General features: G+C 53.3%; 11 protein-coding genes and 5 pseudogenes. 5 read left to right on the top strand and 11 right to left on the bottom strand.

What is annotated here, in order from left to right; all coding sequences use genetic code 11:
- A pseudogene (locus ACMZI0_RS09350) lies at positions 1 to 238 on the top strand (hypothetical protein); the annotation flags it as partial.
- 117 nt (positions 239 to 355) lie between these two features.
- Here the strand turns inward: ACMZI0_RS09350 and ACMZI0_RS09345 are convergent.
- Both ACMZI0_RS09345 and ushA read right to left on the bottom strand, forming a co-directional pair.
- Entirely contained in the window at positions 356 to 1720 is a 1365-nt protein-coding gene (locus ACMZI0_RS09345; RefSeq protein ID WP_415672742.1) for a glycoside hydrolase family 28 protein, read from the bottom strand.
- A gap of 252 nt (positions 1721 to 1972) precedes the next feature.
- A pseudogene (ushA, locus tag ACMZI0_RS09340) lies at positions 1973 to 3624 on the bottom strand (bifunctional UDP-sugar hydrolase/5'-nucleotidase UshA).
- A gap of 544 nt (positions 3625 to 4168) precedes the next feature.
- Between ushA and ybaL the strand changes: the two are divergent.
- Positions 4169 to 5860 (top strand): annotated as a pseudogene (ybaL, locus tag ACMZI0_RS09335) (YbaL family putative K(+) efflux transporter).
- Positions 5861 to 5915: 55 nt separating this feature from the next.
- On the opposite strand, the gene hemH reads toward ybaL, so the two are convergent.
- The 8 genes from hemH to ACMZI0_RS09295 form a co-directional block, all read right to left on the bottom strand.
- Positions 5916 to 6878 carry a ferrochelatase gene (gene hemH, locus ACMZI0_RS09330; RefSeq protein ID WP_415672741.1) on the bottom strand — a complete coding sequence of 321 codons (963 nt, stop codon included), beginning with the start codon at positions 6876 to 6878 and terminating at the stop codon, positions 5916 to 5918.
- Between the two features lie 228 nt (positions 6879 to 7106).
- Complete coding sequence (gene adk, locus ACMZI0_RS09325; RefSeq protein WP_415672735.1) at positions 7107 to 7751, bottom strand: adenylate kinase; 645 nt, start codon at positions 7749 to 7751, stop codon at positions 7107 to 7109.
- 160 nt (positions 7752 to 7911) lie between these two features.
- The gene (gene htpG / locus ACMZI0_RS09320; protein WP_415672734.1) at positions 7912 to 9807 is read right to left on the bottom strand and encodes a molecular chaperone HtpG; all 1896 of its coding nucleotides are present in this window, start codon (positions 9805 to 9807) and stop codon (positions 7912 to 7914) included.
- A gap of 203 nt (positions 9808 to 10010) precedes the next feature.
- On the bottom strand, positions 10011 to 10616 hold the full coding sequence (recR, locus tag ACMZI0_RS09315) for a recombination mediator RecR (protein ID WP_415672733.1): 606 nt from the start codon (positions 10614 to 10616) through the stop codon (positions 10011 to 10013).
- Positions 10616 to 10936: a YbaB/EbfC family nucleoid-associated protein gene (locus tag ACMZI0_RS09310; RefSeq protein ID WP_415672732.1), complete on the bottom strand. Its 321-nt coding sequence runs from the start codon at positions 10934 to 10936 to the stop codon at positions 10616 to 10618. Before ACMZI0_RS09310 ends, recR begins: the two co-directional genes overlap by 1 nt.
- A 39-nt stretch (positions 10937 to 10975) precedes the next feature.
- Positions 10976 to 12940 (bottom strand): DNA polymerase III subunit gamma/tau, encoded by a 1965-nt coding sequence (dnaX, locus tag ACMZI0_RS09305; RefSeq protein WP_415672731.1) that lies wholly within the window; start codon positions 12938 to 12940, stop codon positions 10976 to 10978.
- 112 nt (positions 12941 to 13052) lie between these two features.
- A complete protein-coding gene (apt, locus tag ACMZI0_RS09300) occupies positions 13053 to 13604 on the bottom strand; it encodes an adenine phosphoribosyltransferase (RefSeq protein ID WP_415672740.1) in 552 nt (183 codons plus the stop codon).
- A gap of 160 nt (positions 13605 to 13764) precedes the next feature.
- A complete protein-coding gene (locus tag ACMZI0_RS09295; protein WP_415672739.1) occupies positions 13765 to 14133 on the bottom strand; it encodes a DUF454 family protein in 369 nt (122 codons plus the stop codon).
- Between the two features lie 165 nt (positions 14134 to 14298).
- Between ACMZI0_RS09295 and priC the strand changes: the two genes are divergently transcribed.
- Both priC and rsmS read left to right on the top strand, forming a co-directional pair.
- Positions 14299 to 14835 carry a primosomal replication protein PriC gene (gene priC, locus ACMZI0_RS09290; protein WP_415672738.1) on the top strand — a complete coding sequence of 179 codons (537 nt, stop codon included), beginning with the start codon at positions 14299 to 14301 and terminating at the stop codon, positions 14833 to 14835.
- A gap of 22 nt (positions 14836 to 14857) precedes the next feature.
- Positions 14858 to 15028 (top strand): pleiotropic regulatory protein RsmS, encoded by a 171-nt coding sequence (gene rsmS, locus ACMZI0_RS09285; RefSeq protein WP_415672730.1) that lies wholly within the window; start codon positions 14858 to 14860, stop codon positions 15026 to 15028.
- Between the two features lie 6 nt (positions 15029 to 15034).
- On the opposite strand, the pseudogene mscK reads toward rsmS, so the two are convergent.
- A pseudogene (gene mscK / locus ACMZI0_RS09280) lies at positions 15035 to 16916 on the bottom strand (mechanosensitive channel MscK); the annotation flags it as partial.
- A gap of 156 nt (positions 16917 to 17072) precedes the next feature.
- On the opposite strand from mscK, the pseudogene ACMZI0_RS09275 reads away from it, so the two are divergent.
- Positions 17073 to 18226, top strand: a pseudogene (locus ACMZI0_RS09275) (efflux RND transporter periplasmic adaptor subunit).
- Positions 18227 to 18235 lie beyond the last annotated feature (9 nt).

Raw genomic sequence — 18235 nt, 5'->3', positions numbered from 1 at the left:
AACCTGTTCAAAGTTCAACCATACCCCAAACCAGAGTAAACAACGCGAATCATTTTGCACAATGCTAAATCCCAATTTAATAGCTTTTATTGGCGTGCAAAATGATTCGTTATTCTATGCGAAAAAATCCGCCGCGCTACATTCCGGCGGCAAACGCGGACTGGATATCGGACTCGCTCCCACCGATTTGGCGCGACTGCTGAAAGCGTCATTCAGTGATATTGCCAAACGGGATTAATGCGGGTCACCGAGCGCGGCCAACGCCGCTACAGCGTGAAGTATGAAGCGTAAAAGAAGCTGATGGCAGAGGACTCCACGGCCAGTGTGTCCCCTGCCACCGCTTCAGAACGGGTGATTAATCGACCTTAGCGCCTTTTTCTACCAATATGACCGGACCTTGCTTCACGTTGACGGTTAAGCCCTTGGTTTGCAGCTCTGCGTTACGCACGCGGATCCCCTGATCGGCATCGATACGTACGTTGTCAAAATGGAAACCGCTCAAGGGAGCTTCTGGCACGCCAATGATGTACGCAGCAGCTTTGCTTTTGCCGGTTGATTCCAGGTTCTCGATCGTCACATTGCTGAAATGCGGCGTCTTGTATTTATCAAACGGCTGTTTGGCGTCGGTATCGGGCGGATAAATTTGTTCGCCCATGGTGAAGCCGCCTTCTGCTAGCAGTTTTTCCACTTCGGCCTGCACGATAGGAGCGGCCTTATTATAGTAGCCAGCGAATACCAGCGGAATATCGACATCGACCATTTTGGTATTACGGTAAGTGATATTTTTCACTTCACCGCCTTTACCGCGCAGCGTCTTGATACGAATGCCGTACATCGAGCCTTCGAACTGATTGTTTTCTACCAGCACGTTGTTCACACCGCCAGAGGTTTCGCTGCCGATGGGAATACCACGCCCTTGGTGCAAGACGTTGTTAGCGATGTAGATATTGTCGACGACGCCTTCAGGGAAGCGCTCGTCTGGCTTCTCAGCTTTGATAGCAATGTGGTCGTCGTTGCAATCAATAAAGTTATTGGTGATACGAATGTTCTGACTGTCAATTAGATCGATGGCATCGGTGTTCGGTGCATGCCAAGGTGACAGGATCTTGGTGTTATTGACGTTAACATCGTGGGCATAGCGCATCACCACGTGGAAACTCGGCGAGTGCGTCAGGGTAACGCCATCCACCAACACGTTACTGGAACGAGTAATATAGATCAGGCGCGGACGATCGGTGCCGCCTTTCTTACCCGTGGCACGGATATTGGCACGCCAGCGTTCCCACCACACAGCGCCCTGACCATCAATGGTGCCTTCACCGGTGATGGCCACGTTCTTGGCATCAGCAACGCTGATAAACGGCAACCAGCCATTCTCCGCTTCGGCATATTTGGTCTGTTCCGTAGCACGATAGGCAGCTTCTTCTGTGGAAGCCACAATGGTGGCATTCTTCGCCAGGTTTAGCCGCACATTACTTTTCAGGAACAGTGGGTTTACCAGGTAGTTTCCTTCCGGGACATACACCGTACCGCCGCCCGCTGCCGCACAGTCATCAATAGCGCGTTGGAATGAATCCGTATTTAATGCAATCTGCAGGCGATGGCCTTCCGCGCCATATTGCGTGACATCACACACTTTGCCATTATCGGTAAAAGTGACAACGGCAGGTAAAGCTGCGGCACCCGCCTGAGAACTGACCGCAATACATGCGCCAAGCAACGACAAAACAAACCCCCTTCTTCATTCCAACACCCTATTATTGAAAATACGCTTTAATAAAATATTAAAGGATTTTCAATAAAAAACGACGACAGATCACGTTTGTGACGCTGAGCGCGATAAAAATGTTATCGATAACATTTAAGTGATAGATCCATCACAAAAACACAGACCACTTAATCAAACGATAAACATAAAAAAATGGGTCTTGCGCAACAGCAAGACCCATTAAATGTTAGCCCGACCATTTCATCAGCGATATTGAATTTCGCCTTTAGGCGCATACGCCGCTGCATCGATCGGTGAATGCTGCTCGATATACTGTTTCAGCACCTCTGCATCGACAAAACCGGTGTTGACGTAAGTCGGCAATCCATCCAGACGCGGGTAACCATCGCCGCCCATGGCATTGAAGTTCAGTGTGGCCATACGGTAGGTTTTATCCGCCTGCAACGGTTGGCCCTTGATTTTCACATCGTGCACGCCTTGTCCATCGGCCACCAGGCTGACATTCAGGAATTGGGCATAGGCACCGGAATCTACCTTTTTATTCGCAACGACCGCCAGATATTGCTCGACCTCGCTGCCTTTCATATCGACATAAACCAAGGTATTGGCAAAAGGCTGAACTTTCAGCACCGTCTTATAGGTGATATCTCCGGGCTGGATAGAGTCGCGAATCCCACCACCGCTCATCACGGCAAAATCGGCATTAGCGCGCTCGCGCTGTGCCGATAACAGTAGATGCCCCAAATTGGTTTGATAGAACCGCACTTGTTTGCGATCGCCATCCAGAGTGCCATTAACGCTACCCACCCTCACTTCCAACTGCGCCTGGCCTTTTTCCTGGAACGGCGTCAGCATTTTCACCACTCCATCATCCTGTTTGATCTCCTGAGTGTAGTAAACACGCTCGGTGCCACCACCGGCCTTCTCCACTTTTTTCTTCAGGTTGACAGGAATAAGCTGATAGTGGGCCAACGTCAGAGTGCCATTTTTAAACGTGAAATCGGCACGCCCCACATATTTGCCCCATTCATGAGCCTGTACGACCCGGGTACCATTTTGTCTGTCCGGGGCACAGGGGGTACCCGGCACGTAATCCACCTGTTTTTTGTTTTCACTCGCCATACAGACCGGATCTTGTGAGTGACCACCCACAATCATATCCAGGTAGCCTGCGGGCAGGCTGCGCGCCATTTCTACATCCCCCGGCGCATTAGAACCATGCTGACCATCGTCATAGTGTCCATGTGGGTCGCAGCGATAATCACATCCGGTTTTTCCATGCTGCGTAATTGTTCCACCACCGATTTCACTTCCGTCGACGGTTTACGGAATTCTATATCAGTGAAAAACTCCGGGTTGCCCAATTTTGCCGTGTCATCCGTGGTCAGACCGATAACCGCAATCTTGATGCCTTGCTTATCAAACAGGGCATAGGGTTTAAATAAGCGTTGTTGCGTGCTCTTTTGGTAGATGTTGGCAGACAGCAGCGGAAACGTCGCCCATTTCTCCTGCTGGCGCAGTACGGAAAGCGGGTTATCAAACTCGTGATTACCTAACGCCATGGCATCATAGCCCACCAAATTCATGCCGCGAAAATCGGGCTCGGCATCCTGCAAGTCTGACTCCGGCACACCGGTGTTGATATCCCCGCCGGATAACAGCAATATACTACCGCCTTTGGCGGCGACTTCCTGACGAATTTGATCCACCAGTGTTTTTTGCGCGGCCAGACCATATTCGCCGTATTCGTTATGCCAGAAATGGCCATGGTGATCGTTGGTGTGGAGGATGGTGATGTCATAGGTTTTATCTTTTTCCCATGCCAACGCCCCTGCCGAGGTAAATACCAGCGACATCGCAATAGCACGTCCTAACGCTTTCGTTGCAAAACGCATGGAAACTCCCCGTTAAGTAAACAACCCCCTGTTAAAAGAATTGGATGGCAGCCCACTGTCCGTCCTGGTCTTAGTCAGGTACATTCAGATTGAGATCTCCCTCCAGAATAGCGCACTTTTCCTCAACGCTCGATTTCATTTGCACTCTGTAACTTGCATCACAAGGAAAACCGGCATTACGCCCATGAATAACAAGAGAAAGCTGACAAAAATGGTCCGTTCATTTGATTCTGTTGTATTTATGTCATTTACCCCCGCTATTCTAGGGCTTTTTACTCATGGAAACCTGTTTCCCCCAGCACACAGGATAAAAATGCAGCGTAAAGAGCATGAGAAAGTATCTTCATGAGCGTAATAACGTCGGTTTATCAATGCTTATATGATAAAAGCATCATGAAATCCGTGTTAGAGTGGGAATAAATGCATAAACGAAGATTTTTACTAGAATGCCTTCATTTTCCCAAACAGGATTTCTTCAAATGAAATAGAATTTACTCAGGAAGTCCGCTCATTCACGTTTTACTACATGGCAAAAGGAGTCGGGATGCATGCAACCACACCACTAATATCCACCATTGCCGGAGGGCTGGTCCTCGCGTTTTTACTGGGGATTCTGGCCAATCGACTACGTATTTCACCTCTGGTCGGCTTATTTGCTTGCCGGGGTTCTGGTGGGGCCGTTTACCCCAGGTTTTGTCGCGGATACCGCGTTAGCGCCTGAATTGGCCGAACTTGGGGTTATTCTGCTGATGTTTTGTGTCGGCCTGCATTTCTCCCTTAAAGATCTGATGGCGGTGAAATCCATCTCCATTCCCGGTGCTATTGCGCAAATCGCCGTCACAACGCTTCTGGGCATGGGGCGGTCTGCCATGTTGGGCTGGAGCCGGGCGAGCGGGCTGGTATTTGGTCTGTGCTTATCTACCGCGAGTACGGTGGTACTCCTGCGTGCACTGGAAGAACGTCAGTTGATTGACAGCCAGCGCGGGCAAATCGCCATTGGCTGGCTGATCGTGGAAGATTTGGCGATGGTGTTAACGCTGGTACTGCTGCCTGCGTTCCGCGACATGATTGGCGCAGAGCATGCTGATACCAGTAAGCTGATTCGCGATCTGGCCTGGACTATCGGCAAAGTGGTGGCATTTATCACGCTGATAATTGTGGTAGGCCGTCGCCTAGTGCCCTGGGTACTGGCAAAAAGCGCGGCAACCAGCTCTCGTGAACTGTTTACCCTGGCGGTGCTGGCGATGGCGTTGGGTATCGCTTTCGGCGCCGTGAAGCTGTTTGATGTCTCGTTTGCACTCGGTGCTTTCTTTGCTGGTGTGGTGCTGAATGAGTCGGAACTCAGCCAGCGTGCGGCCCACGATACGTTACCGCTACGTGACGCTTTCGCCGTACTGTTTTTTGTCTCCCCGTTGGCATGTTGTTCGACCCGATGATTCTGGTCAACGAACCCGTGGCGGTCATCATTACACTGGCCATCATCGTGTTCGGTAAATCAGCCGCTGCATTTTTACTGGTTCGTTTGTTCGGTCACTCTAAACGTACTGCACTGACGATCTCCGCCAGCCTGGCGCAAATCGGTGAATTTGCCTTTATACTCGCCGGGCTTGGGATCGCGCTGGGGTTGCTTTCCGAACAAGGGCGCAATCTGGTGCTAGCAGGGGCCATTCTCTCCATTATGATCAACCCGCTGCTGTTCTCACTGCTGGAGCGCTATCTGGCCAAAACCGAGACGATTGAAGAGCAGATCGTGGAAGAAGCCATTGAAGAAGAGAAACAGATCCCGGTGGATATGTGCAACCATGCGCTACTGGTAGGCTATGGCCGCGTCGGTAGCCTGATCGGTGCCAAGCTACACCAGGAAGGTATCCCCATCGTGGTGATCGAAAATTCCCGCGCACGCGTAGACGCCCTGCGTGAACAAGGCATCAAAGCGGTGTTAGGGAATGCCACCAAGGCAGAAATCATGGATTTGGCTCGGTTGGATTGCGCCCGCTGGCTGCTGTTGACCATTCCTAACGGCTATGAGGCAGGAGAAATCATGGCGGCAGCGCGTGAAAAACGCCCGGACCTGGAGATCATTGCCCGCGTGCATTATGACGATGAAGTCAGCTACATCACCGAACACGGTGCCAATCAGGTGGTTATGGGTGAACGTGAAATCGCCAATAGCATGATTACCCTGCTGCAACTCGAGTCGGTAAAGGCTGAAGCGTTAAAAGAGTGCCCGATTTGATACCGGTGCGCAGCGGGGAACCCCGCTGCGCTATTTTAGGTTGTGCTTTTTTTAGCTATTCGTCGTGTACCAACGCCTCAAGCAAATCAATATGCCGGGCATCGTCATTCAGCGCCGGAATATAACTAAACAGCTCTCCCCCGGCATGCAAAAACAGCTCCCGGTTCTGCTCCTGTATTTCCTCTAGCGTTTCCAAACAATCCGCCGCAAAGCCTGGGCAAATAACCTGAATGTGCTTGATCCCCTGCGCGGGGAATCCCTTTAATGTTTCATCTGTATAGGGTGTTAGCCAAGGTTCACGGCCAAAACGTGATTGGAAGGTCATTTGTACCTGTTCCGGCGCCAGCCCCAATGCCGCAGTCAGTGCCTGGGCTGTTGCCTGACAACGCTGGGGATAGTCATCCCCCTCCGCGGCGTAGCGCACTGGAATGCCATGGAACGAAATCACTAAACGGTCGGGCACACCGTGCACGGCAAACGCCTCCTCCACACGCTGCTTTAGCGCGGCGATATAGGCGGGATGCGTCGCATAGTCGCGGATAAAACGGATACCGGGCACCTGACGGCGTGTGCGCAGCGCGTCGGCCAGCCCATCCCACACCGCCCCGGTGGTGGAACAAGAATATTGCGGATAAAGCGGCAGCACCACCAATTGGGTAACGCCCTGGGACAGCAGGCTATCCAATGCAGATGGCAAACTCGGTGAGCCATAACTCATGCCAAGCGCCACAGGAATATCGTCGCCTAAACGCGCGGAGAGCGCGCATTCCTGACGGCGACTGAACTCCAGCAACGGAGAACCATCGGCCGTCCAGATAGACTGATACAGTTTTGCTACACACGGGGAACGGAAAGGCAGAATCACGCCATTCAACAACGGCCACCAGAGCCAGCGCGGTGTATCCACCACGCGTTTATCGCTAAGAAACTGTGCCAAATAGCGCTTTACCGCCTGCGGCGTAGGGGCTTCGGGCGTCCCCAGATTCACCATCAGTACGCCCAACTTCGGTTGACTCATCATCTGCCCTCGCAAAGAGTCTGCCCGCCATGTACATTCGACACTGGGCAGCGGTTATCGTTACTCAGCGCAGAGTGTAGCGAAAATGTTGCCTGTACGGGATAGGAAAAGCGATGTTATTACCGATACTTGCCATCGAAGTTGCGGATAACAGGCGATAAAGTCTATCGTAGGTAAAAAAAAACCGGCACACAATGTACCAGCATTTTCAGACAGCGCCACTGCGTTTTAACCCAGAATGGATTCCAGCTCAGCGCGTACTTGCGTGACCTGGCGAGTGCCGTCTACTTTGTGGTAACGGGTATTTCCGGCCTCGGCTTCTTTCTGATAGTAGTCTACCAGCGGCGCAGTTTGCTGATGATATTCCACCAGACGTTTACGCACGGTATCTTCATGATCGTCTTTACGGATGGTCAGCTCTTCACCCGTTACGTCGTCTTTACCTTCAACCTTTGGCGGGTTGTACTTCACATGGTAAACACGACCAGACGCCGCATGCACGCGACGGCCAATAATGCGATCGACAATCAGTTCGTCCGGCACGGCGAACTCGATAACGTTGTCAACCTGAATGCCAGCCTCTTTCATGGCATCCGCCTGCGGAATAGTACGTGGAAAACCATCCAACAGGAAACCGTTACGGCAATCATCCTGGGCGATACGCTCTTTCACCAGGGCAATAACCAATTCATCCGTGACCAGTTTGCCCGCGTCCATGATTTCTTTGGCCTGTTTGCCCAGTTCGGTTCCGGCTTTCACCGCCGCACGCAACATATCACCAGTGGAAATTTGCGGAATGCCATACTTTTCCATAATGAATTGTGCTTGAGTGCCTTTGCCTGCGCACGGAGCGCCCAGCAGAATAATACGCATTGCGTAAATCCCCTTGCTATGTAGATTTTTTAAAATAAATTTGAAAACGCTCAACCATACCATTCCAGAGGCTTATCCTCAAGGAACGGGCTCGCTTCAGCGTGTCGCAAAGAGAGAAAAAACCCGGTTAAAAACCGGGTTTTCGGAAAAGTGTGAACGGTTATGTACTCAGCAGTTGGTTCATACGATGGATAAACTGGTTAGGATCTTCCAGCGTACCGCGTTCAGCCAACAATGCTTGCTCCAGCAGCAGTTCGACCCACTCACTGAACTGGGCCTCATCACTCGTGTCCGCAGTACGTTTCACCAGCGCATGTTCCGGATTAAGTTCGAAAATGTATTTCACTTCCGGCGCATTCTGCCCGGCAGCGGCAAACAGCTTCGCCATCTGCGTGCTTATGTCATTGGCATCAGTGGTCACGATGGCTGGGGTATCGGTCAGACGATGCGTTAAACGCACCTCTTTCACACGCTCACCCAGCAGCGTTTTCACATGCTCAACAAACGGCTCCAGCGATTTCTCCGCTTCTTTTCGCGCTTCTTCATCACCGGCGTCATCAGCCAGCTTATCCAGTGCTTCATCCGCTTTACTGACGGACTGGAAGGATTTACCGTCAAACTCGGTCAGGTAGCTCATCATCCATTCATCGATGCGGTCAGAAAGCAGCAGCACTTCGATGCCTTTCTTACGGAACAGTTCCAGATGCGGGCTGCTCTTCGCGGCGGCATAGCTGTCGGCAGTGATGTAGTAAATCTTCTCCTGCCCTTCGACCATGCGGCTGACATACTCTTCCAGCGAAACCGTCTGGGCAGAGCTGTCATCATGGGTAGAGGCGAAACGCAGCAGTTTGGCAATCGCTTCGCGGTTGCCACCATCTTCTGCCGGCCCTTCTTTCAGCACCAAACCAAACTGCTGCCAGAAAGTTTGGTATTTTTCAGCATCGTCTTTTGCCAGTTTTTCCAGCATCTGCAACACGCGTTTGGTCAGCGCATTGCGTAGATTCTGGGTAACACGGCTATCTTGCAGAATTTCACGAGAGACGTTCAGCGGCAGATCGTTGGAATCAATCAAACCACGCACAAAGCGCAGGTAGTTTGGCATGAACTGCTCGGCATCATCCATGATAAACACGCGCTGTACATAGAGTTTCAGGCCGTGCTTATGATCGCGATTCCACATGTCCCACGGTGCCTGAGAAGGGATATAGAGCAGGCTGGTGTACTCCTGTTTCCCTTCAACACGGTTGTGACTCCAGCTCAGCGGATCGGTGAAATCGTGGGCAATGTGCTTGTAGAATTCTTTGTATTCATCTTCGGTGACATCCGCTTTGTTGCGCGTCCACAGCGTCTGCGCTTTGTTCACTTTTTCCCAGGTCACCGTCGGCTCGCCGCCCTCTTCTTCACTCGGCGTCTCGGTTTCAATTTCAACCGGCAATGCAATGTGGTCAGAGTATTTACCGATTATGGAACGCACGCGCCACGCGTCGAGGAATTCATCTTCGCCTTCACGCAGGTGCAGGGTGATCTCAGTGCCGCGATCGGCCTTGGCGACATCCGCCACGGTGTACTCACCTTCACCCACTGATTCCCAGAATACGCCCTCTTCCGCGGCAGCACCCGCTGCGCGGGTACGCACCGTCACTTTATCCGCAACGATAAATGCCGAGTAGAAGCCCACGCCAAACTGGCCGATGAGCTGGCTGTCTTTTGCCTGATCGGAGCCGATAGATTCCAGAAACGCTTTGGTGCCAGATTTGGCGATGGTCCCCAGATTATCGATAACCTCTTCGCGGCACATACCGATGCCGTTGTCAGAGATGGTCAGCGTTCGCTGATCTTTGTTGGTAGAGACGCGCACGCGCAGTTCTCCGTCCCCTTCATAAAGCTCTGGCAAAGATAAGGCAAGAAAACGTAATTTGTCTGCCGCATCGGAGGCGTTGGAGATCAATTCACGCAGGAAAATTTCTTTATTGGAATAAAGTGAATGGATCATCAAGTGCAGCAACTGCTTCACTTCAGATTGGAAACCACGCGTTTCTTGGCCCTTCATACTCATTGTCACTTACCTCAATCCTAATAGTTAGTCAGGCTGATGATGTTCAATCCCTGTAGCGGGTATGGGAATGGTGCCGGTGTTTCCGGCCAGTAGGCAAAACGTGGGGATAGCGCGGAGGAATTTCAAGAGCAAAAAACAATTTATCACCTCGCGTGACCCCTTACGATGAGGAAACCACGCCGAGGTGAATGCAAACAGCGTCGCTAAAAGCGGATGGGGTGACGCCCCGCCAGCGAATGGGAAAGCGTGGTACCATCGACCATTTCCAGCTCCCCACCTACCGGTACGCCATGCGCAATACGGCTCGCCAGCACGCCATGCTGGGCACACAGCTCAGCAATGTAGTTGGCGGTAGCATCCCCTTCCACCGTAGGGTTGGTGGCAAGAATCACTTCTGACAGCGTTTCCTGCGCCAATCGCTGCTCCAACAGATCGAGCCCGATATCGTCCGGCCCGATACCGTCCAGCGGCGACAAATGCCCCATCAGCACGAAGTAACGTCCAGCAAACTGCCCAGTCTGTTCAATAGCATGGATGTCTGCGGGGCTTTCAACCACACAGATTTGGCCATTTTGCTGACGACGAGGATTCGCGCAGATCGCGCAGCGCTCCTGTTCGGTAAAGGTGCGGCAATCCACACAATGACCGATTTCAGACATGGCGCGCGTCAAGGCCTGTGCAAGACGCATGCCACCGCTGCGATCGCGTTGCAGTAGTTGAAACGCCATACGCTGCGCCGATTTCGGGCCAACACCCGGCAAGCAGCGCAGTGCCTCCATTAACGACTCAAGGAGCGGGCTGGTTTGCATCAGAACGGCATCTTGAAACCCGGCGGCAACTGCATGCCGCTGGATACTGAAGCCATTTTCTCTTTCTGCGTTTCAACGATGCGGCGCGCGGCATCGTTGAATGCAGCAGCGATCAGATCTTCCAGCATCTCTTTGTCATCTTCCAGCAGGCTGGGATCGATCTCGACGCGGCGGCAGTTATGTGCACCGTTGATGGTGACTTTGACCAGACCTGCGCCTGATTCACCGGTCACTTCCAGATTGGCAATCTCTTCCTGCATTTTGTCTTGCATCTGTTGGGCCTGTTTCATCAGATTGCCCAAACCACCTTTACCAAACATATGCTTCTCTCTATTGCATGGCTGCAACAATTGCAGCGGTTAAACGGGGCGGATACTCTCTTCGTCCAGTTCCGCATCAAAGAAACGCCGCAGCGTTTGAATCGTTTTATCGGTCATCAGAGACTCGCGCGCTTGCGCCAGTTTCTCTTCATAAATCGTCTGACGCCACTCCAGCGGTGTTAACGTGCCGGGGTCGTCATCTTCGATCACCACAAGGGTAATCGGTTTTCCATAATGCGCTGCCAATGCATCCATCAGCGTTTTCTGCGCAGAAGGTGAGTTCAGGTGACGCTGTGATGAGCGCAGGTGTAACGTCACGGTATCCTCATCGGTTGCCACTTTGAACGCATTGAGCGCAAGTTGCTGAACCAGTTTCGGCAACGACAAACGCTGCACCTCTGCCGCCCAGGCATCACGCGTTTGCGCCTCTTCCGTCAGTTTAGCCGCCAACTCTGGCGTTTTTTCATACTCCAGCACCGTGCGCAACGCTTTTGGCGTCGCTGCCGCTTCCGTCACGGTGGCCTGCTGTTGCTGCGCTCGCCAGCGGTATGCCTCAGGCTTTTTCTGCGCATCACTGTTTTTATCCGATGCCTGACGCTGCTGACTGCGTTCTGTCACCGAAGCCAGGCGTTCCAGCGCCGATACCGCCGTGCCCGGCCGAGCGCGTTCCTGCGCCGCCGGTTCAGACTTTTTTGGCGGCGGCGTACCCTGTCGCTGCAATAACTGACGGCGCGCCTGTAACAGCTGAGATGTGGCATCTGGCAGCGGCGCGGCAGGAGCAGCAGGCTCCCCAGGTGCAGCAACGGGCGGAGGCAGTGCAATGGGCATTTCAGCCTGGCGCTGGGGCGGCGTCAGCGTCTGCGACGCACCGGGCGCACTCGCCGCGACTGGCGTTGCCACCGCAGGCACAATCACGCTTTGCGGATGAAACGCCAAGGCTCTGAGCAGCGTCATCTCAACGCCCATGCGACGATCCGGCGCGTAGGGTAATTCTTTACGCCCGACCAGCAACGTCTGGTAATAGAGTTGCACATCGGCGGGCGGCACGCTTCGCGCCAGATCGCGCAAACGCGGCGCAATGGCGGAGTCTTCCGGCCCGAGCGCCGTCGGCAGCAGTTGCACCATGGCGATGCGATGCAACAACGCAAGCATCTCTACCAGCAACGCTTCCCACTCAACGCCGCGTGAAGACGCCTGCTGGAGCAACGCCATGGTCTGTTCGCCGTTGGCATTGACGATAGCTTCAATCAACGCCAGCGGCTGTTCGTCATCCAGCGTGCCCAGCATGCTGGCAACCGCGTCGGTCAACACCGCACCTTGCCCCATGGCAATGGCCTGATCGGTGAGGCTCAACGCATCGCGCAGGCCGCCATCAGCCGCACGCGCCAGCAGTTGCAAGGCGCGTGGCTCAGTGGCAATGGCTTCGACTTGCAGCACATGCCCAAGGTGGCTGCGAATTTGTTCCACATCCAGCGCTTTGAGATGAAATTGCAGGCAGCGAGAAAGAATGGTGATCGGCAACTTCTGCGGATCGGTGGTCGCCAGCAGGAATTTAACGTGCTCAGGCGGCTCTTCCAGCGTTTTTAACAACGCATTGAAACTGTGCCGGGAGAGCATGTGCACTTCATCGATCAGGTAGACTTTGAAACGACCGCGCGCAGGGGCATATTGCACGTTATCCAGCAGTTCGCGGGTATCTTCTACTTTGGTGCGAGAAGCTGCGTCGATCTCGATCAGATCAACAAAGCGCCCTTGCTCAATCTCACAACAATTCGCACACTGCCCACAAGGCGTCGCGGTGACACCGCTCTCGCAGTTCAGTCCTTTCGCCAACAAACGGGCAATCGTGGTTTTACCTACGCCGCGCGTGCCGGAAAACAGATAGGCGTGATGAACCCGCCCCATAGAGAGACCATTGGCTAATGCAGTCAGCACATGTTCCTGTCCGACAACATCAGCGAAAGATTGAGGACGCCACTTACGGGCCAGTGCCTGATAGCTCATCAATACCGCAACGGTTGTGTAATTGAGGAGGCCATGCTAACACAGCCTCGCCGGACACGGCGAGGCTGTTTATCAGGATAGCCAACAGATTTACGGCGGAAAAAAGGCAGGATCAATGACCTGGAAAATTAACCAGGCTGTAGCAGTTGATACCGAGGTTATTCAAACGCTGCTCACCGCCCAGATCGAACAGATTGATAATAAATGCCGCATCGCTAACCTCTCCGCCCAAACGGCGAATCAGCTTCACGGTTGCTTCAATGGTGCCACCGGTCGCCAGCAGATCGTCGATCACCAACACCTTATCCCCGGCGCTGATGGCGTCGGTGTGGATTTCCAGGCTGTCGGTGCCGTACTCCAATTCATAGCTTTCTGAAATCGTCGGACGCGGCAGCTTGCCCGGTTTACGCACCGGCACAAACCCCACGCCTAATGCCAGTGCGACAGGCGCACCGAACAGAAAACCACGCGCTTCCGTGCCCACCACTTTCGTCACGCCGGTGTCACGAAAACGGTTTGCCAGCATCTCAATGCTGGTCGCATACGCAACGGGCGCTTCCAGCAGACTCGTGACATCACGGAACAGGATCCCCGGTTTGGGATAATCGGGAATGCTTTTAATGCTGTTTTTGATTAATTCTGACTGCAGTGCGGTTACGCTCATCATCTTTTTTTGCCTGATAGTACGCTTTAAAAATCTTACCATGACCGCTGCGACTCCTTTCCCCGTTATCGAGGTTGAGGGATAACCGGAGGCAAACGGCACACGAAAACGCTCAAATCTAGTCAAACTGACGATCAAATGCAACAGCCTGCGGTGGGTTTTATTGTCGCGGATCAACAACCGAAAGGCGCAACATAAAGGTTAGCAAGACCGCCATTATCGTTAACAACAGCACTCTGACCCACACCATATCCACCAGCCACAGCGACACGGCAAAGGTCAGCACGATCATCACCACGGCTTTGCCTTTCGCCCCAGGCGGCAACGCCCGGTGATCCTGCCAGTCACGCAAATAAGGGCCGAACCAGGAGCGGTAGAGCAACCAGGCATGAAAACGCGGCGAAGAGCGAGCAAAACACCAGGCCGCCAGCAGCAAGAAAGGGGTGGTCGGCAACAACGGCAACACAACGCCCAACGTCGCCAGCACAACGGCTATCCAGCCCAACACCACCAACCCAATACGATACATCACTGCTCATCCTCTTCACGTTACGCCTTGGTATTCTAGCATTTCGCTCTTTCCTGACGTTAGTTAAGATGCACTCATCTTTCTCACCGCGCATGCAAAAGGCTTGTGCCTGCTGACAATCCCGTGCAAGCTTGGCTACATCTTCTTTATTATGTGGGTCACTCCGTGAACCGCCACCACTTTCTTCAGGCGTTGGAACATCAACTTGCCCTGTTGGCCCAGGCGGTCGCCCCGCTGACAGACAGGCCGTTGGCCTATTCCCGTTTCGATCGCCAACTGTTTCAATCACATGGCACGCGCTTGCGTGATTATCTGAGCGAAGTTGAGCAAAATTTTCAATCATTGTGCCATCTGGTTGAAGAAGGCAGCACCGAGCGCGTGGCGTTCATGACAGAAAAGTTAGTGGCACAGATTGGTGCATTACAGCGAGAGCTTTCCACGCAGGCGTTACGCCGTCAGGAGAAGACGTCGGTCACGATCGAAAGCGATCTGTATCAAAAATTAGCAGAGCATCAGGACTATGAACGACGCCTGAACCTAATGATTCAAGACCGGGAAAGCCAACTCGACAGAGCGGCAACGCTAAGTGAGCAGCAGCAATTGCAGCGTGAGATCGCCGTACTGGAAGGCCGACTGGCGCGCTGTCGTCAGGCTCTGGCGCGTCTGGAACGTCAGGTAGAAAAGCGTGAACAAGGGCTATAGCCGTCACGAGAGGAGCAAACCCATGTCGCTGAAAGATGCCCCGCTGGAAGTCAAACTGGCTGTAGACCTGATTATGCTGCTAGAAGATAACGACATTGCACCCGATGTGGTGCTGGCCGCATTAGAGATTGTGCGGCGTGACTATGAATCCAAGGCGCATGCTGCAAATCCGCATGTGCCCGGCAACGAGTGATCCCGCTTACGCGGGTTCATCTGCGGCGTTACCGCCTAAAGCGCGGTTTATCTCCTGCACTTCATCGCCCTGCTTGTTGTGCAGATAAACTTCAAGCTGGTTAAACGCAATATCAATATTATTTTCCCGACACAGCCGATCGATACTGCGGTTTAACTCATCCGCGGTGTAGCTGCGATCGCGCAGTTCCCGCACGTAAAGCCGCAGTTCGTGATCCAGCGAGCTGGCACCAAACGCCAGGAAAAACACCTGCGGTTCAGGATCGGTCATCACACGGCTGTTCTCATGCGCCGCCTGCAACAGTACGGATTTTACCTTGTCCAGATCGGAGCCATAGGCCACGCCAATCTTAATCAGCACGCGCGTGATGGTGTCCGACAGCGACCAGTTGATCAGCCTTTCCGTGACAAAAGCCTTGTTGGGAATAATGACCTCTTTGCGATCGAAATCCGTAATTGTCGTGGCGCGAATACGGATCTTGCTGACCGAACCAGAGAAGGTACCGATGGTGATGGTATCGCCAATACGCACCGGGCGTTCAAACAGGATAATCAGGCCGGAAATGAAGTTGGCGAAAATCTCCTGCAAACCGAACCCCAAACCGACCAACAACGCGGTGACCAACCATTGTAACTTATCCCACGACACCCCGATGGAACTGAGCGAGGTGGTGGTGCCCACCGCCATAATCAGGTAGCTCAACATGGTGGTGATGGCATAGGAGGTGCCCTGACGCAGTTGCAAACGCGACAACACCAGCACTTCCAGCAAGCCCGGCAAGTTGCGCATTAGCACATATGCCACCATCGACAGCATCAAATTGCCCAGCGTCACGGCCTGCAACAGTGGCGTTGTAATGCCACAACGTGATGCTGTCCAGATAGGACATCACCGCCACCAAATCAGACCAAATCCAATAAAGCACGCCCGAAAAGATCAATAGCAGCACCATGGTGGTCAACCGCAACGATTGTTGTCCAATCTGATCCAACGCCAACGGTGGCTCTGGCGCAGGCTCGCTGCCCTCAGCCCCCTCTTTATTCAGGTTCTGACGCCGCGCTACTGCGCGACGATACGCCAATCGACGCGCCGCAACGCTCAAACCGCGAATGGTCGTGAGATAGACCAGGTTCCATACCAACAGCAGGTACAGGCTTTCCACCCAACGACCAAGCAGCCGTAGCGTCGTGTAGAAGTAGCCACACACCATCAATCCCAGCAGCACCAGCGGCAGGATAGACATCACGGTAATGACAATCAGCCGGATAGTGTGCGTCTCTTTTTCCCGCCAACTGTCACGACAAAGCGAAAACACCAGAATGCCCAACAGGATCAGATTGCAGAAAATCACAATCTGCCCGATCACATCATCCACCAGATAGAGCGGCGCTTTCTCGCCGATAACCGACCAGAAGATCAGCGGCAGCAGCGCGCCGCCCAACCGCAGCTCCTGACGGCGGTAGTGGGCAGCCAGCGAGGCGCTAAAATTGAAGTGCCTCTCACCGATGCCACCCGGTTTCATCGCTCGATAGAGCAAACCGAACACCAGCCACAGCAGGGCAAACTGCTGGCTCATGCGCCATACCGCATCCCCTACCGCGTTTCCGGCATAATGAAAGCAGAGACTGAAAGCGAGGATCAGCATGATACCCGGCAGCACCATCACGGTTTCCAACAGCAATGCCTGTGGCGTATGGCGTTGCGAATCCCGTTTCAGTTGCCCTGCATCGTTTGACAAGCGCTCGATATAACCCGTAATAAGACGCCGCCGCCAATAGATAAGCCCACTGACAAGCAGCATCGGTACAATAAAGATCAGCGCGCTTAGCGCCCCCTGACGCCAGTCATCCCACTGGAAAGTCAGGCTGAAATGGCGCGCCTGCTGTTTGGTTTTTCGTGCCATAGCGCTGTTTTTTAAAGGAAGCGTGATGTTACATACATTCGCGAATGTATGTAACATCACGCTTGCAGGATTATCGCAGCAATGGGTTTTAGGGCTTGTGATCCATTGGTCAAATTCAAATCGGACACTTGAGGTTTATTTATGAACAAAAACAGAAGGCTTATGCCTCTGGTGGCAGTCCTGATGCTTTCTGGCGGCTTAGCGCTCACCGGGTGTGATAATAAAAATGAAGGTCAGCATCAAGGTGGCGGGCAGCAAGCGCCTGAAGTCGGCATTGTGACCCTCAAAACACAACCGCTGAATGTGATTACCGAACTTCCAGGGCGCACTAACGCATTCCGCATTGCCGAGGCTCGTCCTCAGGCGAGAGGCATTATTCAGAAGCGTCACTTCATCGAAGGGAGCGATGTGAAAGCGGGCACTTCTCTGTATCAGATTGATCCGGCTACCTATCAGGCAGCTTACAACAGTGCGAAAGGTTCACTGGCCCAAGCCCAGGCTCAGGCTGAAATTGCCCGTTTGACCGTGAACCGCTACAAACCGCTGGTTGGCACCAATTACGTCAGCAAACAGGATTACGATCAGGCACTGGCAACACAGCGTCAGGCAGAGGCCAGCGTGCAAGCCGCACAAGCGTCTGTGGATTTTGCGCTGATCAACCTGAACTACACCAAGGTGCTCTCCCCTATTTCGGGTCTCGTCGGTAAATCGACGGTAACCGAAGGGGCATTGGTGGCTTCCGGTCAGGCGACGGCGTTGACCAGCGTTCAGCAACTCGATCCGATCTACGTGGATATGACGCAATCCAGTAATGACTATTTGCGACTGAAGCGTGAGCTGGAACAGGGCACGCTGAAGCAGGCCGGTGGCAAAGCTACAGTGCGTCTGCTGCTGGATAACAGCACCGAATATGCGCAGAACGGTACGCTGGAGTTTTCTGACGTGACGGTGGATGAAACCACAGGCTCTATCACCCTGCGCGCCATCTTCCCGAACCTGCAACACGATTTGCTGCCGGGGATGTTTGTGCGTGCGCGTCTCGATTCAGGCGTGAACAATGACGCTCTGCTGGTGCCGCAACAAGGCGTAACGCGTAATCCGCGTGGCGAAGCCACCGCGATGGTCGTTGGTGAAGGCGATAAGGTTGAAGCGCGCACCCTGACCACGGCGCAGGCGATCGTCTTATCGTGACTGGGTTGCAGAAAATCAGACCGGGCGTGCCCGTCAAAGCAAAAGAGACGGCACCTGGAAATGGTGAAGAAAAACCTACGCAGTCTGAACCCGCGAAGTCTTAACAGGAGCCT

The sequence above is a fragment of the Symbiopectobacterium sp. genome (assembly GCF_047692315.1).
Classification (GTDB): Bacteria; Pseudomonadota; Gammaproteobacteria; order Enterobacterales; family Enterobacteriaceae; genus Symbiopectobacterium.
Note: the sequence above shows the minus strand (reverse complement) of the source record. Positions and strands in the feature narration are given on the sequence as shown.